The sequence below is a fragment of the Roseibium sp. RP-7 genome (assembly GCF_053005225.1).
In genome coordinates this window covers 484,909-507,929 of the sequence record NZ_JBRKQA010000003.1, presented here as the reverse complement: position 1 = coordinate 507,929, position 23,021 = coordinate 484,909, and the positions used below count along the sequence as shown (strand labels likewise).

26 protein-coding genes are annotated in these 23,021 nt (G+C 60.2%); 19 read left to right on the top strand and 7 right to left on the bottom strand.

Annotation, left to right across the window (positions count from 1 at the left end; all coding sequences use genetic code 11):
• Positions 1 to 154 precede the first annotated feature (154 nt).
• Positions 155 to 1,021 carry an acyl-CoA thioesterase II gene (gene tesB / locus ACVDG9_RS25215; RefSeq protein ID WP_023002509.1) on the bottom strand — a complete coding sequence of 289 codons (867 nt, stop codon included), beginning with the start codon at positions 1,019 to 1,021 and terminating at the stop codon, positions 155 to 157.
• Positions 1,022 to 1,154: 133 nt separating this feature from the next.
• Between tesB and ACVDG9_RS25210 the strand changes: the two genes are divergently transcribed.
• The 5 genes from ACVDG9_RS25210 to ACVDG9_RS25190 are packed head-to-tail and all read left to right on the top strand — an operon-like array spanning position 1,155 to position 4,903.
• The gene (locus tag ACVDG9_RS25210; protein ID WP_152509026.1) at positions 1,155 to 2,393 is read left to right on the top strand and encodes a ubiquinone biosynthesis hydroxylase; all 1,239 of its coding nucleotides are present in this window, start codon (positions 1,155 to 1,157) and stop codon (positions 2,391 to 2,393) included.
• 46 nt (positions 2,394 to 2,439) lie between these two features.
• Positions 2,440 to 3,312, top strand: coding sequence for an SDR family oxidoreductase (locus ACVDG9_RS25205; protein WP_077291387.1), 873 nt, complete (start codon positions 2,440 to 2,442; stop codon positions 3,310 to 3,312).
• A gap of 52 nt (positions 3,313 to 3,364) precedes the next feature.
• Positions 3,365 to 3,562: a twin transmembrane helix small protein gene (locus ACVDG9_RS25200; RefSeq protein WP_023002512.1), complete on the top strand. Its 198-nt coding sequence runs from the start codon at positions 3,365 to 3,367 to the stop codon at positions 3,560 to 3,562.
• 40 nt (positions 3,563 to 3,602) lie between these two features.
• On the top strand, positions 3,603 to 4,178 hold the full coding sequence (locus ACVDG9_RS25195) for a cob(I)yrinic acid a,c-diamide adenosyltransferase (RefSeq protein WP_055660186.1): 576 nt from the start codon (positions 3,603 to 3,605) through the stop codon (positions 4,176 to 4,178).
• Positions 4,179 to 4,210: 32 nt separating this feature from the next.
• The gene (locus ACVDG9_RS25190; protein ID WP_023002514.1) at positions 4,211 to 4,903 is read left to right on the top strand and encodes a rhomboid family intramembrane serine protease; all 693 of its coding nucleotides are present in this window, start codon (positions 4,211 to 4,213) and stop codon (positions 4,901 to 4,903) included.
• Positions 4,904 to 4,940: 37 nt separating this feature from the next.
• Here ACVDG9_RS25190 and ACVDG9_RS25185 read toward each other — a convergent pair whose 3' ends face one another.
• Together ACVDG9_RS25185 and ACVDG9_RS25180 are read right to left on the bottom strand one after the other, a co-directional pair.
• On the bottom strand, positions 4,941 to 5,264 hold the full coding sequence (locus tag ACVDG9_RS25185; RefSeq protein WP_286201039.1) for an RT0821/Lpp0805 family surface protein: 324 nt from the start codon (positions 5,262 to 5,264) through the stop codon (positions 4,941 to 4,943).
• A 108-nt stretch (positions 5,265 to 5,372) separates the two neighbouring features.
• Positions 5,373 to 6,134 carry a hypothetical protein gene (locus ACVDG9_RS25180; RefSeq protein WP_139314143.1) on the bottom strand — a complete coding sequence of 254 codons (762 nt, stop codon included), beginning with the start codon at positions 6,132 to 6,134 and terminating at the stop codon, positions 5,373 to 5,375.
• A 133-nt stretch (positions 6,135 to 6,267) separates the two neighbouring features.
• Here ACVDG9_RS25180 and ACVDG9_RS25175 point away from each other — a divergent pair, with 133 nt between their 5' ends.
• From ACVDG9_RS25175 to ACVDG9_RS25135, 9 genes are all read left to right on the top strand, one after another.
• Positions 6,268 to 6,780, top strand: coding sequence for an RNA polymerase sigma factor (locus tag ACVDG9_RS25175; RefSeq protein WP_023002517.1), 513 nt, complete (start codon positions 6,268 to 6,270; stop codon positions 6,778 to 6,780).
• Entirely contained in the window at positions 6,780 to 7,478 is a 699-nt protein-coding gene (locus ACVDG9_RS25170) for a hypothetical protein (protein ID WP_023002518.1), read from the top strand. Before ACVDG9_RS25175 ends, ACVDG9_RS25170 begins: the two co-directional genes overlap by 1 nt.
• A gap of 324 nt (positions 7,479 to 7,802) precedes the next feature.
• The gene (locus tag ACVDG9_RS25165) at positions 7,803 to 8,552 is read left to right on the top strand and encodes an electron transfer flavoprotein subunit beta/FixA family protein (RefSeq protein WP_023002519.1); all 750 of its coding nucleotides are present in this window, start codon (positions 7,803 to 7,805) and stop codon (positions 8,550 to 8,552) included.
• A gap of 23 nt (positions 8,553 to 8,575) precedes the next feature.
• Positions 8,576 to 9,508: an electron transfer flavoprotein subunit alpha/FixB family protein gene (locus ACVDG9_RS25160; protein WP_447239284.1), complete on the top strand. Its 933-nt coding sequence runs from the start codon at positions 8,576 to 8,578 to the stop codon at positions 9,506 to 9,508.
• A gap of 138 nt (positions 9,509 to 9,646) precedes the next feature.
• Complete coding sequence (locus ACVDG9_RS25155) at positions 9,647 to 10,528, top strand: 3-hydroxybutyryl-CoA dehydrogenase (protein WP_023002521.1); 882 nt, start codon at positions 9,647 to 9,649, stop codon at positions 10,526 to 10,528.
• A gap of 35 nt (positions 10,529 to 10,563) precedes the next feature.
• Positions 10,564 to 12,054, top strand: coding sequence for a class I adenylate-forming enzyme family protein (locus tag ACVDG9_RS25150; protein WP_447239283.1), 1,491 nt, complete (start codon positions 10,564 to 10,566; stop codon positions 12,052 to 12,054).
• A 58-nt stretch (positions 12,055 to 12,112) separates the two neighbouring features.
• Positions 12,113 to 12,319 carry a hypothetical protein gene (locus ACVDG9_RS25145; protein ID WP_023002523.1) on the top strand — a complete coding sequence of 69 codons (207 nt, stop codon included), beginning with the start codon at positions 12,113 to 12,115 and terminating at the stop codon, positions 12,317 to 12,319.
• Between the two features lie 300 nt (positions 12,320 to 12,619).
• Positions 12,620 to 12,880 (top strand): hypothetical protein, encoded by a 261-nt coding sequence (locus ACVDG9_RS25140; RefSeq protein ID WP_023002524.1) that lies wholly within the window; start codon positions 12,620 to 12,622, stop codon positions 12,878 to 12,880.
• Positions 12,881 to 13,015: 135 nt separating this feature from the next.
• On the top strand, positions 13,016 to 13,228 hold the full coding sequence (locus ACVDG9_RS25135) for a hypothetical protein (RefSeq protein ID WP_023002525.1): 213 nt from the start codon (positions 13,016 to 13,018) through the stop codon (positions 13,226 to 13,228).
• Between the two features lie 71 nt (positions 13,229 to 13,299).
• On the opposite strand, the gene tlpA is transcribed toward ACVDG9_RS25135, so the two are convergent.
• The gene (gene tlpA / locus ACVDG9_RS25130; RefSeq protein WP_447239282.1) at positions 13,300 to 13,962 is read right to left on the bottom strand and encodes a thiol:disulfide interchange protein TlpA; all 663 of its coding nucleotides are present in this window, start codon (positions 13,960 to 13,962) and stop codon (positions 13,300 to 13,302) included.
• 42 nt (positions 13,963 to 14,004) lie between these two features.
• Here tlpA and argH point away from each other — a divergent pair, with 42 nt between their 5' ends.
• The 4 genes from argH (at position 14,005) to ACVDG9_RS25110 (ending at position 19,906) form a co-directional block, all read left to right on the top strand.
• The gene (gene argH, locus ACVDG9_RS25125; protein ID WP_023002527.1) at positions 14,005 to 15,390 is read left to right on the top strand and encodes an argininosuccinate lyase; all 1,386 of its coding nucleotides are present in this window, start codon (positions 14,005 to 14,007) and stop codon (positions 15,388 to 15,390) included.
• A 163-nt stretch (positions 15,391 to 15,553) separates the two neighbouring features.
• Complete coding sequence (gene lptM / locus ACVDG9_RS25120; protein WP_145903830.1) at positions 15,554 to 15,754, top strand: LPS translocon maturation chaperone LptM; 201 nt, start codon at positions 15,554 to 15,556, stop codon at positions 15,752 to 15,754.
• A 156-nt stretch (positions 15,755 to 15,910) separates the two neighbouring features.
• On the top strand, positions 15,911 to 17,185 hold the full coding sequence (gene lysA, locus ACVDG9_RS25115; protein ID WP_447239281.1) for a diaminopimelate decarboxylase: 1,275 nt from the start codon (positions 15,911 to 15,913) through the stop codon (positions 17,183 to 17,185).
• Between the two features lie 138 nt (positions 17,186 to 17,323).
• Positions 17,324 to 19,906, top strand: coding sequence for a TIGR02302 family protein (locus tag ACVDG9_RS25110; RefSeq protein WP_447239280.1), 2,583 nt, complete (start codon positions 17,324 to 17,326; stop codon positions 19,904 to 19,906).
• A 351-nt stretch (positions 19,907 to 20,257) separates the two neighbouring features.
• Here ACVDG9_RS25110 and ACVDG9_RS25105 read toward each other — a convergent pair whose 3' ends face one another.
• From ACVDG9_RS25105 to ACVDG9_RS25095, 3 genes are read right to left on the bottom strand one after another with little or no spacing between them, the layout of a single operon-like run.
• Positions 20,258 to 20,653, bottom strand: a complete 396-nt coding sequence (locus ACVDG9_RS25105; protein WP_023002531.1) for a response regulator — start codon at positions 20,651 to 20,653, stop codon at positions 20,258 to 20,260.
• Between the two features lie 2 nt (positions 20,654 to 20,655).
• The gene (hpt, locus tag ACVDG9_RS25100; RefSeq protein ID WP_035907880.1) at positions 20,656 to 21,219 is read right to left on the bottom strand and encodes a hypoxanthine phosphoribosyltransferase; all 564 of its coding nucleotides are present in this window, start codon (positions 21,217 to 21,219) and stop codon (positions 20,656 to 20,658) included.
• Between the two features lie 2 nt (positions 21,220 to 21,221).
• Positions 21,222 to 22,163: a zinc-ribbon domain-containing protein gene (locus ACVDG9_RS25095; protein WP_023002533.1), complete on the bottom strand. Its 942-nt coding sequence runs from the start codon at positions 22,161 to 22,163 to the stop codon at positions 21,222 to 21,224.
• Positions 22,164 to 22,357: 194 nt separating this feature from the next.
• Between ACVDG9_RS25095 and ftsE the strand changes: the two genes are divergently transcribed.
• Positions 22,358 to 23,017: a cell division ATP-binding protein FtsE gene (ftsE, locus tag ACVDG9_RS25090; protein WP_031270017.1), complete on the top strand. Its 660-nt coding sequence runs from the start codon at positions 22,358 to 22,360 to the stop codon at positions 23,015 to 23,017.
• Positions 23,018 to 23,021: the final 4 nt, after the last annotated feature.

Below are 23,021 nucleotides of genomic sequence, written 5' to 3'. Positions count from 1 at the left end.
TCCTGAGGAGCCGCGAAGCGGCGTCTCGAAGGATGGGCGGCACCCACAGGAACAAGTGGCCCATCCTTCGAGACGGGCCTTAAGGCCCTCCTCAGGATGAGGCTCTGGGGTTTTGAGTAGCAGCCAGCGGTGACAGCACCATCGTCTCGGAAAGTTAGTCCTTCTTGCGCAGGCGGATCAGTCCTTCCTGGGCGGTCGAGGCGATCAGGACCCCGTCCCTGGTGAACAGAGATCCGCGGTTTATCCCGCGTGAGCCGGAAGATGAGGTGCTGTCGGTGGCGTAAAGCAGCCAGTCGTCGGCGCGGAAAGGACGGTGAAACCACATGGCATGGTCCAGGCTGGCGGCCTGGATCTTCGGGCTGAAGACGGACGTGCCATGGGGAAACAGCGAGGTGTCCAGCAACGTCATGTCGGAAGCATAGGCGAGGACACACTGGTGCATGCGTTCGTCGTCCGGCAGTGGGCCTGTCGCCCGTACCCAGACATACTGCTGCGGTGGCAGGGGCTTTTTGCTGAAATAATGGGTCATGTCGACCGGGCGCATCTCGATCGGCCGCTCGCGCTCCCAGTAGCGGCGGATGTTTTCCGGGGCCATCGACAGGAATTTTTCCTTCAGTTCCTGTTCGCTGGGCAGATCTTCAGGCGTCGGAACGTCCGGCATGTCGATCTGGTGCTCCAGCCCCTCTTCATGCACCTGAAAGGAGGCGGACATGGAAAAGATCGCTTCGCCGTGCTGGATCGCGACAACGCGCCGGGTGGTGAAGCTGCCACCGTCGCGGATGCGGTCGACTTCGTAGATGATGGGGACTGACGGATCGCCGGGCCTCAGGAAGTAGCCATGCAGGGAATGGACGTGACGGTCTTCCACCACGGTGCGCGAGGCGGCAACCAGCGCCTGGCCGATCACCTGCCCGCCAAATACGCGTTGCCAGCCGACCTGCGGGCTGCGACCACGGAACAGGTTGCGTTCCAGTGGTTCCAGGTCGAGAATCTGGAGAAGATTATCAATGGCCGTGTTCATCGGCGCGATCCCTGTTAGATAGACGGCAGGTGATTTGGTTCGAGGCTTTGGCCCCGGCACCGCACTCTTGGACGGCAGTTGACGTTAAAGTCAAGATGCCTTTAGGGAAACCGAAGGCAAGGAGAAGAAGACGATGGCGAGGAAAAAAAGCGTCCCGGACATGTTCGATGTCGTGATCGCAGGCGGCGGTTATGTCGGCCTGTCTCTGGCGGTGGCGTTGAAGCAGGGCGATGCCGGCCTCACCTGTGCCGTGGTCGATCCCAAGCCGATGGAAGACCTCCACAAGGATCCACGCGCCTCAGCCATCGCGGCAGCTGCCTCACGCATGCTGTCGCAACTCGGCATCTGGCAGAAGATTGCGGGCGAGGCCCAGCCGATCAACGAAATGATCGTCACCGACAGCAAGCTTCGCGATGCGGTTCGGCCAGTCTTCCTGACGTTCGGCGGCGAGGCGACGGAGGGTGAACCCTTTGCCCACATGATGCCGAACGGCGTGATGATGCCGGCGCTCTACAAGGCGGCCAAGGCGCTTGGCGTGAGCTTTTTCGCACCGGGAACCGCGGAAACCTTTCGCACTCATCCAGACCACGTCGAACTGGCGCTGGAAGACGGGACCCTTCTGAAAAGCCGGTTGCTCGTTGCAGCCGACGGCGTGCGCTCCCGCCTGCGCGACCTTGCCGGTATCCGGACGGTCAACTGGGACTACGGCCAGTCCGGTATCGTCACAACAGTGAAGCATGAACGGCCTCACAACGGCCGGGCGGAAGAACATTTCCTGCCTGCCGGGCCATTTGCGATCCTGCCCTTGCCGGGCAACCGGTCGTCGCTGGTCTGGACGGAAAAGACAGCGGACGCCGACCGGCTTGTGCGGTCTGACGACTTTACTTTCGAACTGGAACTGGAACGCCGTTTCGGACATCACCTCGGTACGCTGGAGCTGGACGGACCGCGCCGGGCCTATCCGCTCGGGCTGAAGCTGGCGCGTGATTTCGTCAAGCCGCGCTTCGCCCTGATCGGCGATGCCGCCCATGGCATTCATCCGATTGCGGGCCAGGGGCTCAATCTGGGCTTCAAGGATGTCGCGGCACTGGCCGAAGTGCTGGTGGATGCCCGTCGTCTGGGGCAGGATCTCGGCGGTTTCGACGTTCTGGAACGCTACCAGCGCTGGCGCCGGTTCGACACGTTCCAGATGGGCGTTGTCACCGACGTACTGAACCGCCTGTTTTCCAATGACAATGACGTGTTGCGCGCCATGCGCGATTTCGGACTTGGTATTGTGGACAGGATGCCGGGCCTGAAAACGCAGTTCATCAAGGAAGCTGCCGGTTTTGCGGGGCCGGTGCCGAAATTGCTTTCCGGCGAACCTATCTGATAGGAGTTGGATCGGACCGTCTTCCACTCCGCAGGATTTCCTTTTGATGATTGCCAATCCGGAGAGTTTTTCCGCGCACCGGTCGATCCTGATTACGGGCTGTTCCTCCGGCATCGGCCTTTCGGCAGCCCACATCATGCGCGGGCGCAACTGGCGTGTTTTTCCGACTGCGCGGAGCCAGGCGGATGTTGACGGGTTGAGCGATCTTGGTTTCGAAGCCTTCCGCCTGGATTATGAGGATCCGGACAGCATCGAGGCGACGGCAAGCGAAGTTCTGCAGCGGACCGATGGTGCGTTGAGCGCGGTGTTCAACAATGGCGCCTATGCGGTTCCTGGTGCGCTGGAAGACCTGCCGACGGAAGCCCTGCGGTCGCTTTTCGAGGCGAACTTCATCGGCTGGCATGATCTTACCCGCCGGTTGGTGCCTTCAATGCGCGCCAACGGTTCCGGGCGGATCGTGCAGTGTTCCTCCGTACTGGGGTTCGTGGCACTCAAGTACCGCGGAGCCTACACCGCTTCCAAATTCGCGCTTGAAGCCTATTCGGACACGCTTCGCCAGGAACTGAAAGGTACCGGCATTCACGTCAGTCTGATCGAACCCGGTCCTATCGATACCCGGTTCACGCAAAACGCACTGGCGAATTTTCAGCGCTGGATCGGCGAGGATGGTCTGCAGGCGTCGCGGCATCGTAAGACCTACGAAAAGCGCCGCATCCGGATGGAGGCGGGAGAGCCCGGGCCGTTCAAGCTGCCGCCGGAGGCCGTGGTCAAACGGCTGGTGCATGCGGTGGAAGCAAATCGGCCGAAAGCGCGCTATCATGTAACAATTCCGACCACCGTCATGGCGGTGGCCAAACGGGTGCTGCCGACCAGTCTGCTTGACCGGTTCTGCATCTGGGCTGCCGACGGCGAGGAATAGCTGCCTGCCGACAGGTGGCTGCGCCGGACAGTGGTGAAACAAGGAAAACGAAATGGCAGATCTGATCAACTTTCTCATTCCCGTCGGCCTCGCCGCGGTTGCACTCGTGTTGCTGCTCGGCATCTGGAACATGTTCCGTCACGGGCCGGCCAACCGCTCGCAGCTCCTGATGCGCTGGCGTGTCGGTCTTCAGTTTCTGGTGATTGTCCTGGTGATGGGCGGTCTCTACTTTTTCGGCACCGGCCACTAAGACAAGATAACCGGACACTACTGGAGGAACTGGGGGCACAATGGTTGTTCTGAACAAGATCTATACGAAGACGGGTGACGACGGCACGACCGCGCTGGGTTCCGGTGAACGGCGCCGAAAGAGCGACCTCAGGATCGAGGCATACGGGACCGTCGACGAGACCAACTCCGTGGTTGGTCTGATTCGCCTTCAGACCGGGCAGTCTGCGCCGGAGGTCGACCAGACGCTCGGCAGGATCCAGAACGACCTGTTCGACCTGGGGGCCGATCTTGCAACACCGGAAACGGGTGAGGACCTTGGGTACGAGCCGCTTCGGATCACCGACGCCCAGGTCACGGCGATCGAACAGGCGATTGACGTCCTCAACGCGGAGCTCAAGCCGCTGCGTTCCTTCGTGCTGCCGGGTGGCAGTCCTGCCGCTGCCTACCTCCATCTGGCCCGCACTGTCTCGCGCCGGGCAGAACGTCTGATGGTGGAACTGGCAGCCCGCGAGCAGATCAATCCCGCTGCCGTGCGCTACATGAACCGCCTGTCGGACTATTTCTTCGTTGCCTCGCGGTACCTGAATGAAAAGGGTGAGCAGGACGTTCTTTGGGTGCCTGGACAGAACCGTTAGGTCAGTTCCCCTTGCCGGAGGCCTGGCGCTGAATGTTCATTCCCCTTCACGATCACAATCGGCTGGTCCATGTTCCCCGCCCCTTTGTGAACCTTTTCCTGATTGCCGCCAACATCCTGATCTTTCTTCTGTATCAGGGTGCAGGTTCCCAGCAGGCGGTGGCCGCGTCCTCCTATTCCTTCGGCCTTATCCCGGTTGTCCTGTTCGATATCCGGGATCTGTCGCCGGAGCTGCAGATGCTGCCCGACTGGATGTCAGTGGTCACCTATGCCTTCCTCCATGGCGGCTACATGCACCTCATCGGCAACATGCTGTTCCTGTGGGTGTTCGGCGATAATGTCGAGGATGCCATGGGGCATCTGCGTTACCTGGTCTTCTATCTGCTGTGTGCGATAGCCGGCGGGTTGGCCTACGCCTCCATCGACGTCAATTCGGATGTGCCGTTGATCGGGGCGTCCGGCGCCGTTTCAGGCGTTGTTGCCGCTTATCTGATGCTGCACCCGCGGGTGAAGGTGTGGGTGCTGGCACTGGGCCGGATACCCTTGCGCCTCTCCGCCGGATGGTTGCTCGGCGGCTGGATCCTTTATCAGATCGTCAATGCCGTGATTGCGTCCGATAGCGATGTCGCCTGGATCGCGCATATCGGCGGCATGGCGGCGGGTGCCGTGCTGATCGTGTTTTTCCGGCGCAGGGGTGTGCCCCTGTTCGACCGAAACATCGCCTAGGCACAGTTTTCAAAAAGAATGCGGACCGGTCAGGAAACTAGGCTGCTTTCCAGACAGCATCAGCAGTGCGGCAGGCGACTCCCCGGCGGCTGATCATTCGACCGTCAGCCAGCTTGATCCGTTCGCGGTAGGAGCGGCAGAAGTCGCCGGACGTATTTTTCCAGGTTTTCAGGGGCGTAATTGTGCCGCTCGCCCCACTCGAGGGGTTTCTCCAGCTCCGGTCTTTGCCGGAAACAGACTTCTCCAGCGCAGCTTGAAGCGTGGTTTCAGCCCGGTATTTGTCCGATGCTTGCAGTTTTGAAGCCGGTTTGCGGGTTTCCGCCGCGGCGGGTTCCTGCAGGGAGACAAGCGTGTCCTGCACTGACACTACGGAACAGCCTGTGAGGATATTTGCCAAAAAAAACAGAAAAAACGTCCCTTTCGGAACGTGAAACCCACGAAAAATCAAGTCCGATCCCGCCTCTTGGATCTATTGCCAGCCGTTGGAGATAGCCTCCCGTTCTTCCCGCGCGCTGAGGGACCCACCAGAAGGCTCGCTGTCACCATTAAACTGACGCCCGCCAAAGATGCGATCTAAAAAACCGCCTGAACCGGACTTTTGTGTGGCAGAGCTAAAAGAAGTTCGTTCTGACGAACCGCCAGACGACGAACCGCCGGATGACGATCCACCCGACGAAGAGCGGGAGGAGGAAGGAGAAGAGGAGCCTCCGCTGCGACCGGAGTTGCCTTTGCTTTCCGAGCTTCTGCCGGCCGATTTGTTTCCTGCCGAACTGTTACCGGTGGAGCTTTTTCCGCTCGAACTGTTACCAGTTGAGTCGCCGCCGCCCGAACGGCTGCCACCTGTGTCGCCGCCACCGGAACTGCTGCCACCGGTGCTGTCACCGCCGGAACTCTTGCTGCCGCTGTCACCACCGGAACTCTTGCTTCCGCTGTCGCCGCCGCGGTCTCCACGTTCGCTGCGGCCTCCACGGTCACCGCGTTCGCTGCGACTGCCGCGATCACCATGCGAATCTGCGGCCGCGGCAATGCTGTCCTTCATGTCGAACAAGGGGCTGAAGTAGACAAGAGAGAACATCATTGCCGCAGCTGCAACACCCGGCAGTATGCGAAACATCGCAGAGAGGCGGTCTTGCAATGTAATCTGGCGGGCGCGTTTCATCTGATGCGATTCAATTCGTAATAAGGGGTTTTTGGCGGTCGACGAGAGCGGTTTTACGACCTTCGCACGCATAACACCTGGGCAATCTTTGTTCTTCCCGAAGATAGTCTAAAAAAAGTCGGGATCAAAAGGTCTCCTTACGTGTTGTCTCGCTGAGAGCGGTTTTGCGGAGAACTCCTTGCCTGAAGATACGTTAAAGACGGAGATGATCCGTCTGCTCCCGAAGCTGAGGAGTTTTGCTTTAAGGCTGTGCCGGAACCCGGATCAGGCAGACGATCTGGTGCAGATGACATGCGAACGTGCAATCCGATCGCTCGACCAGTTCGATCCGGCGACCCGGCTCGACAGCTGGATGTTCCGGATTTTGCAGAATCTGTACTTCAATTCGGTTCGCGACACCGCAAACCGGGCTAGGCTTTTCGACCTTGCCATGCTGGATTTCGAGGAAAGCTACGACGGCGCGAAAGCCGCCGCCGACAGCCTGGAACTCCAGAAAGTGCAGGATTTCATTGGCGAGCTGGAAGAAGACAACCGCGAGGTGCTTCTGAAGATCGCCGTTGAGGGCAGAAGCTACAAGGATGTGGCGGATGAACTCGGCGTTCCGATTGGAACGGTAACCAGCCGGCTTGCCCGCGCAAGACTGAAACTGCGCGAGTGGCTGGACACGAACGATGCCCCGCAGGGCGTCAGGCTGCGCAGCATGCCAGGGGGTATGTGATGACATTTGACGAAAAGCGCGAACAGATCCTGCTTGCAAAGGATATCGGCAAGATCCTGGACGAGGAAGGTTCGGAAGAGGAGCGTGCAGCTCTGCTTCGCCGGATCGAGGCAACTGGTGGCGGACATGATCTGCTGGAGCAGATGTCCAAGGACAATACCATTCTGCAAAAAGCGGTTGCCGCGCCGGTGCCTGACGAATCAATGGCACGGTTCGAAGCACTCATCGAAAAGGAATTCGCCAAGCGCGAAGGTCCTGCGCCCCGTCATGCGCATGCGTCCTGGACAGGCGTGCTGATCCAGATCGCCGCGGCACTTGTGATGGTTGCCGGCACATTCGGCTTTACCACCTACTGGATGCAGACGCGGATGGACAGTGCCGTGTCTTCTCTTGCAGCACATATGGAAACTGAGCGGATGCTCCTGGCACAGACCGTCCAGGAAGCGCTGGAAACGAAAGTCAGCGGCGAGCCCGTGTTCGTTGGGCAGGAAGGCGACTGGCGCGAGATCCTGACGCCGATCAAGACCTACCGCAGCAAGAGCGGGCACTGGTGCCGCGAGTACCTTCGCGAGACTACCTTCAGCAGGCTGGACCTTTCCATCCGTGGCACGGCCTGCCGGGACGAGAACGGCACCTGGGTGACCGTGTTCGCCGAACCGGTGTCCGACAAGTTCTCGCCGCAGACCCCCGGCATCTGACCGGGGACCGGGACCAGGAAAACAGAGAAGTCGCCGCGTGTTGCCGTAATAGGTGCGCGCGGTTTCTTTTTTGCGGTGAGCCCCGGTTTTCCACGTATTGTTGCGTTGCCGAACTATCATCATTGCGACGCATGTTTTTCCAAGCCCGGCAAATTGCCGCCTTAGACCTTTTACCGCAATTGACAGGTGCCGTGTCGGTCAGTACCGTCCCCCGCCATGCGCCACGATTGGCTCAATTCTGCCGTTTGTAACCTAGCGTCATGAGGGCAGAGAGCCGGAGAATGCGGTGCGGTGAAAGCCGGCCCAGCAAGAGGTTGAGACCAAATGAAGATCCTCGTACCCGTAAAACGGGTCATCGACTACAACGTGAAGGTCCGTGTGAAGGCGGATGGTTCTGGCGTCGATCTTGCCAACGTCAAGATGTCCATGAACCCGTTTGACGAAATCTCCGTCGAAGAAGCCCTTCGGCTGAAGGAAGCGGGCAAGGCGAGTGAAGTGATCGTCGTGTCCGTCGGGCCGCAACAGGCCACCGAAACGCTGCGCACCGGCCTTGCCATGGGCGCCGACCGCGGCATTCTGGTGAAGACCGACGATACCACCGAGCCGCTGGCAGTCGCGAAGATCCTGAAAGCGATCGTCGAAGCCGAAGAGCCGGGTCTCGTGATCCTCGGCAAGCAGGCGATTGACGACGACTGCAACCAGACCGGCCAGATGCTGGCAGCCCTCCTCGGTTGGAGCCAGGGCACATTTGCCTCCAAGGTCGATCTGGGCGACGGCACTGTCGATGTCACCCGTGAAGTGGATGGCGGCCTGCAGACCGTGAAGCTGAAGCTGCCGGCCATCGTGACCACGGACCTGCGCCTCAACGAGCCGCGCTATGCGTCCCTGCCGAACATCATGAAAGCGAAGAAGAAGCCGATCGACGAAAAGTCTCCGGCCGATTTTGGTGTCGACACCACGCCGCGCCTCACCGTTGTCACCACCACCGAGCCGGCATCGCGCCAGGCCGGTATCAAGGTCGGTTCCGTTTCCGAGCTGGTCGACAAACTCAAGAACGAAGCCGGCGTCCTTTAAGACCCGTCGCAGGAGGATAAAACATGACAACACTTCTTGTGGCCGAATACGCCGGTGGCGAACTGAGCGATGCCACGGCAAAGGCCCTGACGGCTGCCGTCGCTCTTGGTGCCGACGTTCACGTGCTGGTCGCCGGCAAGGGCGTTCAGGGCGTTGCGGATGCGGCGTCCAAGCTTTCCGGCGTCGCCAAGGTTCTGCTTGCCGAAAGCGATGCGCTGGAGCACCAGCTGGCCGAGCCGACCGCCGAACTGATCGTCGGCCTCGCAGGTGATTATGACGCGATCGTTGCCCCGGCAACCGCCAACGGCAAGAACACCCTGCCGCGCGTCGCAGCCCTTCTGGACGTGATGCAGATCTCAGACGTGACGGCTGTTGTCGACGCGGATACTTTCGAGCGTCCGATCTACGCGGGCAACGCGATCCAGACCGTGAAATCCGGCGATCCCAAGAAGGTGATCACCGTGCGGACCTCCACATTCGCGGCAGCGGAAGCAGGCGGTTCTGCCGCTGTTGAAACCGTTGCGGGAACGGACGGTTCGGGTCTTTCGGAATTCGTCGGCGAGGAGCTTTCCAAGTCCGACCGCCCGGAACTGACGTCTGCCAAGATCATCATCTCCGGCGGCCGCGCGCTCGGTTCTTCCGAGAAGTTCCAGGAAGTCATCATGCCGGTGGCCGATGCTCTCGGCGCGGCGGTTGGCGCATCGCGCGCCGCCGTCGATGCGGGCTACGCCCCGAACGACTGGCAGGTTGGCCAGACCGGCAAGGTGGTTGCTCCGGATCTCTACATTGCCTGCGGCATTTCCGGTGCCATCCAGCACCTTGCCGGCATGAAGGATTCCAAGGTGATCGTTGCGATCAACAAGGACGAGGAAGCACCGATCTTCCAGGTCGCGGACTATGGCCTCGTGGCGGATCTCTTCGACGTGCTGCCGGAATTGAAGGCTGCCGTCGAGTAACACCTGCGGCAAATTGATCACGGACCCCGGGGCGAATAACAGTTTTCGCTCCGGGGTTCTTGCTGTTCGGCGCAAGACTTGCCAAAAATAGCCGCAACCCGTCCAATCGGGATGTTTTCTAAAGATCGGATTTTCAGGATGGCAGTCGAAATCAAGAAAGTCGGCGTAATCGGCGCTGGTCAGATGGGCAGCGGCATTGCGCATGTGTGTGCACTTGCGGGCTTCGACGTGGGATTGAGCGATCTCTCCATGGAACGGATCGAATCCGGCCTGGCTTCGATCAACGGCAACCTGGCGCGCCAGGTGTCCAAGTCCATGATCACCGAGGAAGAGCGCAACGCGGCGCTGGATCGCATCAAGGCAGCCGAAGATCTCGATCTTCTGCGTGATGCAGACCTGGTGATTGAATCCGCCGTCGAGAACGAGCAGGTCAAACGCAAGATCTTTTCGCAGCTTTGCCCGATCCTGAAGCCCGAAGCGATCCTGGCGACCAACACTTCATCGATCTCGATCACGCGTCTTGCCGCTTCGACCGATCGTCCGGAACGCTTTATCGGCATCCACTTCATGAACCCGGTTCCGGTCATGGAACTGGTCGAGCTGGTGCGCGGCATAGCCACGGAAGACGAGACTTTCGAAGCCTCGAAAGGGTTCTGCGTCCGTCTCGGCAAGCAGATTGCCGTCGCAGAGGATTTTCCGGCCTTCATGGTCAACCGTATCCTTCTGCCTATGATCAACGAAGCAATCTACACGCTCTATGAAGGCGTCGGTTCTGTTGATTCAATCGACAAGGCCATGCGTCTCGGGGCCAACCATCCGATGGGGCCGCTGCAGCTTGCGGATTTCATCGGTCTCGATACCTGCCTGTCGATCATGCAGGTGCTTTACGAAGGTCTGGCGGACACCAAGTATCGTCCGTGCCCGCTGCTCGTGAAATATGTTGAAGCAGGCTGGCTCGGCCGCAAGACCCAACGCGGTTTCTATGATTATCGCGGCGAGCACCCGGTTCCGACCCGGTAATCGGTTCGCCAGCCACCGCAGAAGCCCCGGTAACGATGAACCTAGCCCGCTATTGCCTGACCAGCGCCACCCCGGACCCGGGCAAGACGGCGCTGGAACTGGTGGGGGCCGGTGGCGCCCTTCTGGAAACATGGAGCTATGGCTCGCTGACGCGGGCCGTTCTTTCGGTTGCCGCGGGTTTGCGCGCCACGGATCTTTCGCCCGGTGACCGTATCCTTCTCAGGATCGGTCACTCCAGTGATTTTCCGCTGGCGTTCTTCGGGGCGATTGCGGGTGGTTTCGTGCCGATCCCGACGTCTTCCCAACTTACTGCGTCGGAAGCAGAAGCGATCCTGGCCGACAGCGGCGCACGGATGGTGCTTCACGACGGACATACCGTGCTGCCGAACGCGGGCAGCGCGACGTTGCTGGGTCCAGAGGCCTTGGTCGAACTGAAGCAGGCAGAGCCGGGAGACTTTGCGGAGACCCACGCTGACGACCCGGCTTTTCTTGTCTATACGTCCGGAACCAGCGGCACGCCGAAGGGCGTCCTGCATGCGCAGCGCGCCGCCAGTGCGCGCCGGCCCATGTATTCCGGCTGGTATGGCATCGGCGCTTCCGACCGGCTGCTTCATGCCGGAGCATTCAACTGGACCTATACGCTGGGTGCCGGCTTGATGGACCCCTGGGCCAATGGTGCGACCAGTGTTGTTTATGACGGGCCTCGAGACCCGGACCTCTGGCCGGAACTGATGACAGACACAAGGGCGACGCTGTTTGCCGCCGTGCCCAGTCTCTACCGGCGTATCCTGAAGTATGGCGCTGTTACGCCCGCCTCCTTTCCCGATCTTCGTCACGGCCTGACGGCCGGAGAAGCGCTTCCGGCAAGTCTTTATCGGGAGTGGAGGGAACGCACCGGCCGCGAACTTTATGAAGCGCTCGGCATGAGCGAGATCTCCACCTATCTCTCCAGCAGCCCCGGCGTTCCGGTAAAGCCGGGTTCCCCGGGCAAACCCCAGGAAGGCCGGAAGGTTTCCATTCTCAGCGAGTTGGATGACACGCCGGTGCCGGTGGCCGGAACGGAGACAGGGCTTCTGGCTGTTCACAGGGATGAACCCGGCCTGATGCTGGGATATTGGAACCGTGCCGAGGAAACGGCGGCCGCATTCAGGGGCGACTGGTTCCTGACCGGCGACAGGGCGCGTACGGATGAAGACGGCTATTTCTGGTACGAAGGCCGTGCTGACGATCTGATGAACGCTTTCGGCTACAGGGTCGCTCCGGAAGAAGTGGAGCGGGTGCTGGCAGCTGACCCGCAGGTGCAGGAAGTCGCCGTGACGGCGGTGCCTGCGCGCGAAGGTGTCAGCCTGATAACGGCCTTCGTGGTGCCGGCCCTCCCCGGACAGCTGGATGCCGACCGTCTTGCCGCTCATGCGGCAGAAAACCTGGCGGAATACAAGCGTCCAAAGGTTTACAAGGTGCTGGAACAGTTGCCACGCACACCGTCCGGCAAGGTCCGGCGCAGTGTCTTGCGGGAGGGGCACTGACATTCGTTAACACCTGATTAAGGGTAGGGGGTTAGGGTGGCCACAACCTCAGGAGTTAATGATGGACAGCGTTGGCATTGCCACGACATTCGTTGCGCAGACCCAGGCACAGACAGCCCAGACGCTTCAGACAGAGATGATGAAGATGGCCGCCCAGCAGGACGCCAATCTGGTGGCGCTGCTGCAGCAAGGGGCTGACAATCTTCAGGCTCAACAGGCCACACCACCTCCCGGTCTCGGCGGACGGGTAGACGTCAGCGCCTGATCCCGTTCCTTTGCGGTTTTGTTAACGGCCCGTGCGGATTTGCCCCGCACGGGCCGTTTTCGTTGCTCCGCCGGGTGTCTTTTTTCGAGTGAAGCCTGAAAAGCGCCTCTCGAAAGATGCTTCTGAAAGTTCCTGTCTTTCAAATACTTATCCATAATTACGTAAAGTTTTAAGAAAAATATTCTGATCAATTCAGTAATTGAGTCAGCAACTCTGAGAGTTGTTTTGGAAATTTACCTTTGAATTCAGGTATTTCATACAAGATGAAGTTTGAAATCGTATCCAAGGATTGGAACGACCATGCCTGAAGCAATAGGATATGGAGCATCCCAGGCGTATCAGCCGAACCAGGCCAACACGCGTGCGGGCCAGGTTGCAGAACAAGCCGAAGCGTTCAAGACCAAACGCTCTGAAGCTGCAGCCGTGATTGCGCAACGCCAGGCGAGTTTCAGCACGAACCGGGCAGAATTCTTGAGCCGGCAAGCTGAGCAACTGGAAAATCGCGCGGAAACGCGTCGGCTGGAAGATGGTGTCGGATTACAGGTCAACATCCTGGCCTGATGTGACGCATCTTCCGGATAAGCCGACTGGAAGCATAAGACGAACGAACAAAAGCCGGAGCGCCCGATTGCAAGGATGAAGGGTGACTAACGGCTGCGGACAAGCCTCATCACCACGGCGAAGGAGTAACCCATCATGCCGAGTGCTATCGACAGTTCCTCTTCCTCGGCCGCCTACAGCGCTGCAAGTGTTCGCAGCGAACTTGCTGCCAATGCGGTAAAGGACCAGAACCAGCAGGAACGCCAGGTTGCCGAGCGGCTGGAGCAGGCCCAGGCAACCCAGGAAGAAGACCGGCGCGAGTCGCGCCGCATTCCAGGTCTGGGCAACGCGGTCGACATCAGCGTCTGAACCGGCGGAGGGTCACCTCCACCGGCTTCGAAAGGTCTGATGATCTTGATATTTCTGGCGGCAGCCGGACGTCAGGCGTCCGGGGCCGCCATTGCGTTTTTAATAAGCGCCTTGGCCTCGCCGGAGGCCCATTCGGCGGGGCCGTACATGGTGCCGATCTCGCAGCCCTTGGGGCTAACCAGAATGGTTGTCGGCAAACCGGTTGCCCGCGCAACCTTGCGCAGATCCTTCAGAAGATCGTTCGAACTGTCCTGATAGAAGGTGAGATTGCCGACGCCGATCTCGTTCAAAAAGTCTTTCGGCTTTTCCGGTCCGCCCCGGTCGAGATTGACCGCAACCACCTCGAAATTGTCGTCTCCCATCTCCGCCTGCAGCTCGTCCAGGGCCGGCATTTCCTTGCGGCACGGGGCGCACCATGTTGCCCAGAGATTGAGGAGCACTGTCTTGCCGCCGAAGTCCGACAACGCCATCTGCTGGTCGTCAGGCCCCTGGAAGGTCAGGTGCTGAAGGTCCAGTGGCGCGCTTGCCGGAAGGAAGGCGGCCACTTCTCCAGTGGCAAATGGCTTGGCCGCCGCCGCAAAATCGAGCGCAGCCGAACAGCTTTGCGCACCGGCGATGTTGCCATTCGGTCCAGCGATCACGTATAGAGCCGCTACGGCGGCCACTGCACCCGCAAGCCCGGCGGCAACAATGCCGCGTCTGTTGGTTTTCGCTGGTTCGGTTGGCTTTGTCATTCGTTCACACCCCGCAAGGGGGCGCCTTCTAAGGGACAGGACATGAGCAATCGCATGTGGGGAGGCCGGTTCGCTGAGGGACCGGACGCCATCATGGAGGAGATCAACGCCTCCATCGACTTCGACCGGAAGCTATATAAGCAGGACATCGACGGCTCGAAAGCCCATGTGCGCATGCTCGCGGAAAAAGACATTGTGACGCGGGACGATGCCGACAAGATCGTTCAAGGTCTAGACACAATCCTGTCAGAGATCGAAAGCGGCAAATTCAAGTTTTCCCGCGCGCTTGAAGACATCCACATGAACATCGAGGCGCGCCTTGCCGAGCTGATCGGCCCGGCTGCGGGACGCCTGCACACGGCGCGCTCACGCAACGACCAGGTGGCGACCGATTTCCGCCTGTGGGTGCGCGACACGCTCGATACACTCGACGACCAGCTGGGTGAGCTGATGCAGGCCCTGGCGGAAAAGGCGGAAACCCATGCTGCCGACGTCATGCCCGGGTTCACGCACTTGCAGTCGGCCCAGCCGGTGACCTTCGGACACCACATGCTGGCCTACGTCGAAATGTTCGGCCGCGACAGGGGCCGGGTACGCGATGCGCGCAAGCGCATGAATGAGTGCCCGCTTGGTGCAGCGGCGCTAGCCGGCACGTCCTTCCCGATCGACCGGCACATGACCGCCAAGGCGCTCGGTTTCGACCGTCCGTCTGCCAATTCGCTCGATGCCGTTTCCGACCGCGATTTCGTCATCGAGGCGCTGGCAACGGCATCTCTCACAGCCATGCATCTGTCGCGCCTTGCCGAGGAAATCGTCATCTGGTGCTCGGCGCAGTTCGGCTTCGTGAAACTGTCGGACAAGTTTTCGACCGGTTCGTCGATCATGCCGCAGAAGAAGAACCCGGATGCGGCGGAACTGGTGCGTGCCAAGTCGGGCCGCATCTACGGTTCACTGCAAGCGCTTCTGGTGATGATGAAGGGCCTGCCGCTCGCCTATTCCAAGGATATGCAGGAAGACAAGGAGCAGGCTTTCGACGGCCTGGCCAGCGTTTCCCTGGCTCTTGCGGCCATGACCGGCATGATCCGCGATCTGGAGCCTGTCACCAAGGCGCTGAAGAAGGCCGCAGGCTCTGGCTATTCGACTGCAACGGACCTCGCCGACTGGCTGGTTCGCGTTCTCGGTCTGCCGTTCCGCGACGCCCACCACGTGACCGGGCGCATCGTGGCGATTGCCGTCGAGAAGGGCATCGAACTGCACAAGGTTTCGCTGGAAGAGATGCAGGCGGTGGAGCCGAAGATCACCAACGAGATCTTCCAGGTGCTCTCCGTCGACAAATCCGTACGCAGCCGAACCAGCTATGGCGGCACGTCGCCGGTAAACGTACGCAAGCAGGCACGCCGCTGGCTGAAAGAGCTGGCCAAGGCCTGATGGCCCATTGAAGGTCGGCTTTCCCCGCAACACACGGCGCGAACTGGTCTTGCCGAACGCGCCGTGTCATGCGAGGAGAAGGACCGGTATGTGACTTTGTAAGAACTCCCGTGTCCGCCCGGACGCGGGGCAGTCGATCCAAAAAGGCATGATGGTGATGACAATGCGGTTCAAAACCCTGGCTCTGGTCGGTCTTTGCCTGAGCGTGACCCTGGCAGGGTGTGGCCGCAAGGGCGGACTGGAAAACCCGGGAGCGCCTGTGCAGCAGGCGGACGCCGCGGTTGATCCCGCTGTGGCAGCACCGGTTCAGCCGGAAGCGCCGCAAAGCGACAAGCCCTTTTTCCTGGATTTCATGATCCGATAAACCATGCGCGCAGCGGCAGAGCCGGCTGCGCATCGGAGCAAGCCGGCTCTGCCGAGGCAACCGATACGCTCCATCGTTTCAATGCCGATCAGCTTCCGCACGGTCTGGTAACACCGACCGGCCCTGAACCTGATCCAGCCGCATGAGGGCCGTCCCTTGCATCACTTCGATTACAAGAATGGCGAGCTGTTTGCCGAAGACGTGGCGATCGAGACGATCGCGCGTGAAGTCGGCACGCCGTTCTACTGCTATTCCACGGCAACGCTCACCCGTCACTACCAGGTGTTTGCCGCCGCATTCAGCGATATCCCGTCGCTGGTCTGCTATGCGATGAAGGCAAACTCCAACCAGGCGGTCCTGAAGACGCTTGCACAGTTGGGCGCCGGCATGGACGTTGTGTCGGAAGGCGAATTGCGCCGTGCACGGGCAGCGGGCGTTCCCGCGTCGAAGATCGTCTTTTCCGGGGTCGGCAAGACCGAGGCCGAACAAGCCTACGCGCTTCAGGAAGACATCTTGTGCTTCAACGTGGAGTCCGAGCCCGAGTTGCGCCTCCTGTCACGGGTTGCCACTGCAATGGGCAAGACCGCACGGGTGTCCATGCGCATCAACCCGGACGTCGATGCCAAGACCCATGCCAAGATTGCGACCGGCAAGGCCGAGAACAAGTTTGGTATTCCCTGGCAGCGTGCACGTGACGTTTATGCCGAGGCAGCGGCTCTGCCCGGTATCAAGGTCACCGGCATCGACATGCACATCGGATCGCAGATCACGGAGCTGGAGCCTTTCGACAACGCATTTGCGCGGCTGGGCGAGCTGATCACGGATCTGCGCTCGCAAGGCCACACGATCGACCATGTCGATCTCGGTGGCGGACTGGGCATCCCCTATATCACCGACAACAATCCGCCGCCGCATCCGGACGCTTATGCCCAGGTGGTCAAGAAGCATGTGCGCGAACTGGACTGCATGGTCATGTTCGAGCCGGGCCGCATGATTGCCGGCAACGCCGGCATCCTGGTCACCGAAGTCGTCTATGTGAAGGAAGGCGCCGACAAGAATTTCGTCATTGTCGATGCCGCCATGAACGACCTGATCCGTCCGACGCTTTACGAGGCCTATCATGAGGTGCGCCCGGTGCGCGAACCGGGGAAAGAAACAGACCGAATCAAGGCCGATATCGTCGGTCCGGTGTGCGAAACCGGTGATTTTCTGGCCCAGAACCGGGATATGCCCAGGGTAGAAGCCGGGGAAATGCTGGCGGTCTATTCGGCCGGCGCCTATGGCGCAGTCCAGTCCTGCACCTACAATTCGCGACTTCTGGTGCCCGAAGTGCTCGTAAATGCAGACCAATTTGCCGTTATCCGGCCCCGGACCAGCTACGAAGACCTGCTCGGTCTGGACCGGATTCCGGACTGGCTCAAGGGTTCGTGAACAGATCGGCTGACAATTAGTTGAACCGACAGGTTGCCGGACAGCCCGCTATGCCTCACCTTATTGTATGGTGGGCAGGTCCAGCGGGCTGCGTTTCCGGAGAAACGGGCAGTTCGGGGGGCAAAACCGGAGGTGCCATTGAGTCCGAGCGACAGCGATCCCGATCAAGAACGGCAGATTTCTTCCGAGACCTACGGCTGGCGGGCCTTGATCCGATCCCGGCTGGACAGCCTGGTGCGCCAAAGCCGCCGTGCCTTGTTCATCGAACGCCTGTGGCGTGCTTTGCTTCCGGTGCTGGTGGTACTCGGCCTGTTTGTCGGGGTGTCCTGGCTTGGTCTGTGGCTGGTTCTTCCTGCCTGGGCAGGCCCGCTCGGGCTTCTGGTATTCGCTGCCGCCACCGTTTGGGCGGCGCGGGATCTCTTCCACCTTGCCTGGCCGACGCGCGAGGATGCGCTCTCCCGGGTCGAGAAATCTTCAGGCCATACTCACCGTCCCCTGACAACGCTTGAAGACGAATTGTCGGTCGGTGCGAGCGATCGCGAAAGCCAGGCAATCTGGGCCCTGCATCAGCGCCGCACAGCCGAAGCAGTCGCCGCGATCCGTTCGAAAGCGCCGGATCCGCAAGCGTTCCGACGCGATCCCTGGGCGCTTCGCGTCCTGGCCGCCAGTGTGCTTCTGATCGGGTTTTCGACAGCAAGTGGCGATCATTTCGGCCGGCTGGTTTCGGCCTTTCAGAACCCGTTCAAGACAGTGGAACCGCCCAGCCGTCTCGATGCCTGGGTCACGCCGCCGCTCTATACCAGCGAGCCACCGATTTACCTGACGGGCGAAAGCGCCCAGTTGCGCGACCCGGGTGCGCCGATCTCCGTGCCGGAAGGGTCGATACTTGTGGTCCGCACGCAAGGCGCACGTGATCTCAAGATGACCTACGCCCGTGCGGAAGACACCGAGCCTCAGGTGATCGAACCTGAAATTGGTACAGAAACGGAAGATCCGGATCTGAAAACGCTTTTGCCGGTTGAACGCAGGCTCGAGCTGGAAACCACCGGCATCGTCGAGCTGCTCAACGGCGAAGAGCCGATGCTGAGCTACGTCTTCGCGGTGAAGCCGGACGATGCACCGGACATCCGGTTGACGGACGATCCTGAAGAACAGCTCAGCGGTGCGCTCAAGTTTTCCTATCTTGTGAATGACGACTACGGCGTTGTTGCCGCCGAGGCTCGCATCGCGCCCCTGCCAAATCCGGACAACAACAACCGGGCTCCGCGCCCGCTTGTGGAGGCACCCCAGTTCCCGCTTTCACTGCCGCCGCGCGCCGGCACAGCCAAGACGGCGGAAACCATCCGGGACCTGACGTCGCATCCCTGGGCCGGTTCTGAAGTCAATCTGTCGCTGCTGGCACGTGACCAGGCCGGTCAGGAAGGGCAATCGCCCGCGTACCGCATCACCCTGCCCCAGAGACGCTTCGGCAAGCCTCTGGCCCGCGCTGTCGTCGAACAGCGCCGTAATCTTGCGCTTGATGCCGAAAGCCAGAGCGAGGTCATAATCGCGTTCGACGCCCTGATGCTGGCGCCGGAAATGTTCGACTTCAAGCCGCGCAACTATCTGGGCATGCGTTTTGCCTACGGCTCTCTGGTGAACGCGAGGACCGATGAAGACCTGAAGGCCCTGTTGCCGCTTTTGTGGGACCTGGCCCTGTCGATCGAGGATGGTGACCTTTCCGCAGCCGAACGCAAGCTGCGTGATGCCCAGGAGGCCCTGCGCAAGGCGCTGGAAGAAGGGGCGAGCGACGAGGAAATCGCCAAGCTGACCCAGCAACTGCGAGAAGCCCTGAACGAATACATGCAGGCACTGGCCGAGCAGATGCGCCAGAACCCGCAGGCCATGCAGCCTTTCGACGGCAACCAGCAGACGCTCAGCGAACAGGACCTGACCGAAATGCTGGACCGGATCGAGGAACTGGCGCGTACCGGCTCCCGTGATGCCGCGCGCGAGCTACTGGCACAGATGCAGCAGATGCTGGAAAACCTGCAAGCAGGCCGGCCGCAGATGATGCCCAACAGCATGTCCAGCGAAATGATGGAGATGCTCAACCAGCTGGGTGAAATGATCCAGCGGCAACAGCAGCTGATGGATGAAACCCACAAGTTCAACCAGGATCAGCAGCAGCAGCGTCGCGGTCAACAGCAGCAACCCGGTCAGCAACAGCAGGGCCAGGGACAACAGCTGACCCAGGAGCAACTGGAACAGATGCTTCAGCAGCTTCAGGAGGGCCAGGGTGACCTGGCACAGCGGCTGCAGGAGCTTATGGACCAGCTTAGCCAGAACGGCATGGGTCAGAACCAGGCGCTGGGTGAAGCCGGCGAGTCCATGGGCGAGGCTCAGCAGTCCCTGGGGGATGGACAGGGTCAGCAGGCGCTCGGCGAGCAGGGCGACGCCCTGGATGCCCTTCGGCGCGGCGCGCAGGGCCTGACGGAGCAGATGATGGGTCAGGGCGAAGGCCCGGGATCGCCCAACGGCGCGTCGCCGATGGACGAAGACCCTCTTGGCCGTCCGCGGCGCACCGAGGGCCCGGACTTCAACAACCGGGTGCGCATCCCCGACGAAATCGATGTTCAGCGAGCGCGCCGGATCCTGGAAGAGCTCCGCCGCCGCTTCTCCGATCCTTCCCGGCCGCAGCTGGAGCTCGATTATCTGGAACGGCTCCTGAAGCGGTACTAGGCCCGTTTCTGACAAAGGTTCATGACCCCGCTTCGGCGGGGTCAATTGTTTTTGCGGTTATGTTTGTGTTTGTGGCCCATCCTTCGAGACGCACGCACTTGCGCTCCTCAGGATGAGGTTGTTTTTTGCGGTGAGGCCTTTTGTAGCCCCGTGGAGAGCCCAGCCACGTTCAGATATCTCTTTGCCGCAAGATCACCCTCATCCTGAGGAAGCGCGAAGCGCTGTCTCGAAGGATGGCCGTTTGCTCAAGTCTCTGTGTTCTGAAGGAATACGGTGACTACCGGCGTGATCAGCCCAAACAAAAACCCCGCCGAAGCGGGGTCTTGGGTTTCGGAATTGCGGCGGCAGGCCTTACGCGTAGCGGCGGGTCTCGCTCGGCAGATCGCCGGAGATGGCGTTGCGCACGGCCTTGCGGATATCGGCCAGCGAAAACGGCTTGGTGACCACGTCATGGACCAGGGATTCCAGGCCATTGGCCCGTTCACGCTGGTCGGCAAAGCCGGTCATTAGGAGGATCGGCAGCCGTGGATAGTCGCGCGCCGTATGCAGAGCCAGGGCGATGCCGTCCATGACGGGCATCTTGATGTCGGACAGCAGCAGGTCGAAGCTGCCCTTCTCGCGGGTCAGAACCTCGACGGCTTCGCCGCCATCCTCGGCCGCTTCAACGGAATGACCGTCAAGCTCCAGGGCACGCTTTACGAAGCTGCGGACAGCTTCATCGTCTTCAGTAAGAAGAATGCGAGCCATGCTCACTCTCCTGTGTTGCCGTCAGCCGCTCCGTCGTCCGGGGCGACAACGTATCCAATATAGGGCAACTGCCGCCAAGCGTGGCCCATATCCATACCATATCCGACGACAAACTTATCAGGACAGGCAAAACCGACATAATCGGCAGATATGGCAGCTTTACGGCGCTCGGGTTTATCCAGCAGAGCTGCGATCTTCACCGAGTGCGCGCCCCTGTTCAGCAGCCGCTCCCGCGCGAAGGCGAGCGTGCGACCGGATTCCAGGATATCATCCACTAAAATAATATCGCGCTCGTTAACGTCACTTTCAACATCGCGCAAAATCCGGATGGTGTCGGAGCCTTCAGTCCCGGCGCCATAAGAGGACAGGTGCATGAACTCCATTTCCGGCTGCAGCCCTGCCCGGTGCATAGCCCGCACAAGATCGGCCGCAAAAATGAAGCTGCCTTTCAGAACCGCGACAACCAAAAGATTTTGCGGTTTGCCTTCGGCGATTTCCTCTGCGAGCGCGCCAACACGTTGGGCAATGGCGTCTTCATCGAACAGAGTATGGATATCTGATGTCATGGTCACTCTAGAACTACCTGGCGTTGGCCGCGTTCAACAAACCGGACCTGGATATCGGACGCGGTTTTCGGAGGGTCGGCTAATATCGTCCTGAACCGGGTTTCGTCCAGTGCGTTTAGCGATTTTGTTCTGGGCTCGACAGTCCAGGCATAAACTTCCTGCATGTCCGCACCGCGGATCGAGAGGCGCACGGCGGGCACCGAGTTCAGTTCATCAAGCAGGTTGCGGATTGACCCCTCGACCACGAGAACCTTCTTGCCGTCCTCGACCTCGGTGAAGGTGCGCAGGTTGCGGAATTCAAGTCCGCGCAGATTGACTTCAAACCCGATCATCCGGAACAGGCTTGCCAGGTCAGGAGACTGTTTGACGAGCGAGTCTCGCATGAGGACAAACAAAACACAGGCCGCAACCGCGACGCCGAACAGGGCAACGCCGCCAATGCGCCGATAATTTCGCCGCAGGATCCAGTTGAGGATCGCACCAATCTGGTCCCGCCGGAACTTGTTCGGATTGACGATGATCTTCGGCCGCTTGGCCATGGATTCGATGTCGGCCTTGTTTTCAGGCTCACCGGTCCTGGCGTCTTCCTTCAGATCCGCAGCGAATTTTGCCTCGTCGCTGGCCGTACGGGCCGCTGCGGGTTCGGGAGCGACGGCTGCTTCGGGTTCGTCGTCCTCGTCATCCGCTTCCGCGTCGAACGTTTCTTCTTCCGCGTCGGCTGCCCAATCGGCTTCGTCCTGTGCGGGATCTTCTTCAACGGAAGGAGGTGCAATTTCGTCGACGTCGTTCTTTGCGCTGAACGCAACATCGCCTTCTTCGTCATCGTCGGGCGAAACGAACCAGCGGTTGCCACACTTGGCGCATTTGACGCTACGCCCTTCCGGGCCAAGCGCCTCTACCTTAATCTCGTAGGACGTACTGCAGTCCGGACATTTGATCTTCATGTGCGAAGACCTTTCGCCATGGCATGCTCTAGCGGTTCACTTTGGAACCGGGGGGTCGAAATCCGGCACGAAATATTGGACAAGGGCCAAGCAAATCCTATGACGGGCTTTCAGGTCCTTAATGGACCTTTATATGATTAATGCACCGTTAACGGCCAGGCTATAGCGTTCGGGCCATCAACAGGAGTAATTTTGTGATCCGCTTCGAAAATGTCGGATTGAGATACGGAATGGGATCGGAAATCCTGCGCGACCTGACTTTTCAGATCGAACCGCAGTCGTTTCAGTTCCTGACCGGTCCCTCGGGGGCAGGCAAGACCAGCCTGATCCGGCTCCTGTTCATGTCCCTGCGCCCGACCCGAGGCCTGATAAAGGTTTTCAACCGCGACCTGAGCGTTATCGACAAGCAGGAATTGCCGAAGCTCCGGCGCAAGATCGGCGTGGTGTTTCAGGATTTTCGCCTGCTGGACCATCTGACAACCTATGAAAACGTGGCACTGCCACTGCGCGTGGTGGGAAAGGACGAATCCGAATACCGCTCCGATGTGATAGATCTGTTGAAATGGGTCGGACTTGGGGATCGCATGCATGTGCTGCCACCGGTGCTGTCGGGTGGGGAAAAGCAGCGTGCGGCCATTGCGCGGGCGCTGATCACCCGGCCGGAGGTGCTGCTCGCGGACGAGCCGACCGGTAACGTGGATCCGCCACTTGCACGTCGTCTGTTGCGCCTTTTCATCGAATTGAACAAACTCGGCACCTCTGTCGTCATCGCGACCCACGATATCGCGCTGCTGGAACAGGTGGACGCCCGGCGCATGGTGCTTGCCGACGGGCGCCTCTCAATTTTCGATTAGGCGG

Bases quoted from the DNA above. Each gene is read 5' to 3' on its own strand.
- ACVDG9_RS25175 (WP_023002517.1), top strand. From the start codon at position 6,268: ATGATCCGTCTGCTCCCGAAGCTGAGGAGTTTTGCTTTAAGGCTGTGC.
- argH (WP_023002527.1), top strand. From the start codon at position 14,005: ATGAGCAATCGCATGTGGGGAGGCCGGTTCGCTGAGGGACCGGACGCC.
- ACVDG9_RS25195 (WP_055660186.1), top strand. From the start codon at position 3,603: ATGGTTGTTCTGAACAAGATCTATACGAAGACGGGTGACGACGGCACG.
- ACVDG9_RS25160 (WP_447239284.1), top strand. From the start codon at position 8,576: ATGACAACACTTCTTGTGGCCGAATACGCCGGTGGCGAACTGAGCGAT.
- ACVDG9_RS25140 (WP_023002524.1), top strand. From the start codon at position 12,620: ATGCCTGAAGCAATAGGATATGGAGCATCCCAGGCGTATCAGCCGAAC.
- ACVDG9_RS25105 (WP_023002531.1), bottom strand. From the start codon at position 20,653: ATGGCTCGCATTCTTCTTACTGAAGACGATGAAGCTGTCCGCAGCTTC.
- ACVDG9_RS25135 (WP_023002525.1), top strand. From the start codon at position 13,016: ATGCCGAGTGCTATCGACAGTTCCTCTTCCTCGGCCGCCTACAGCGCT.
- ACVDG9_RS25150 (WP_447239283.1), top strand. From the start codon at position 10,564: ATGAACCTAGCCCGCTATTGCCTGACCAGCGCCACCCCGGACCCGGGC.
- ACVDG9_RS25145 (WP_023002523.1), top strand. From the start codon at position 12,113: ATGATGGACAGCGTTGGCATTGCCACGACATTCGTTGCGCAGACCCAG.
- ACVDG9_RS25180 (WP_139314143.1), bottom strand. From the start codon at position 6,134: ATGCGTGCGAAGGTCGTAAAACCGCTCTCGTCGACCGCCAAAAACCCC.
- lptM (WP_145903830.1), top strand. From the start codon at position 15,554: ATGCGGTTCAAAACCCTGGCTCTGGTCGGTCTTTGCCTGAGCGTGACC.
- tesB (WP_023002509.1), bottom strand. From the start codon at position 1,021: ATGAACACGGCCATTGATAATCTTCTCCAGATTCTCGACCTGGAACCA.
- ACVDG9_RS25095 (WP_023002533.1), bottom strand. From the start codon at position 22,163: ATGAAGATCAAATGTCCGGACTGCAGTACGTCCTACGAGATTAAGGTA.
- ACVDG9_RS25165 (WP_023002519.1), top strand. From the start codon at position 7,803: ATGAAGATCCTCGTACCCGTAAAACGGGTCATCGACTACAACGTGAAG.
- ACVDG9_RS25210 (WP_152509026.1), top strand. From the start codon at position 1,155: ATGGCGAGGAAAAAAAGCGTCCCGGACATGTTCGATGTCGTGATCGCA.
- ACVDG9_RS25190 (WP_023002514.1), top strand. From the start codon at position 4,211: ATGTTCATTCCCCTTCACGATCACAATCGGCTGGTCCATGTTCCCCGC.
- tlpA (WP_447239282.1), bottom strand. From the start codon at position 13,962: ATGACAAAGCCAACCGAACCAGCGAAAACCAACAGACGCGGCATTGTT.
- ACVDG9_RS25205 (WP_077291387.1), top strand. From the start codon at position 2,440: ATGATTGCCAATCCGGAGAGTTTTTCCGCGCACCGGTCGATCCTGATT.
- ACVDG9_RS25155 (WP_023002521.1), top strand. From the start codon at position 9,647: ATGGCAGTCGAAATCAAGAAAGTCGGCGTAATCGGCGCTGGTCAGATG.
- ACVDG9_RS25170 (WP_023002518.1), top strand. From the start codon at position 6,780: ATGACATTTGACGAAAAGCGCGAACAGATCCTGCTTGCAAAGGATATC.
- hpt (WP_035907880.1), bottom strand. From the start codon at position 21,219: ATGACATCAGATATCCATACTCTGTTCGATGAAGACGCCATTGCCCAA.
- ACVDG9_RS25200 (WP_023002512.1), top strand. From the start codon at position 3,365: ATGGCAGATCTGATCAACTTTCTCATTCCCGTCGGCCTCGCCGCGGTT.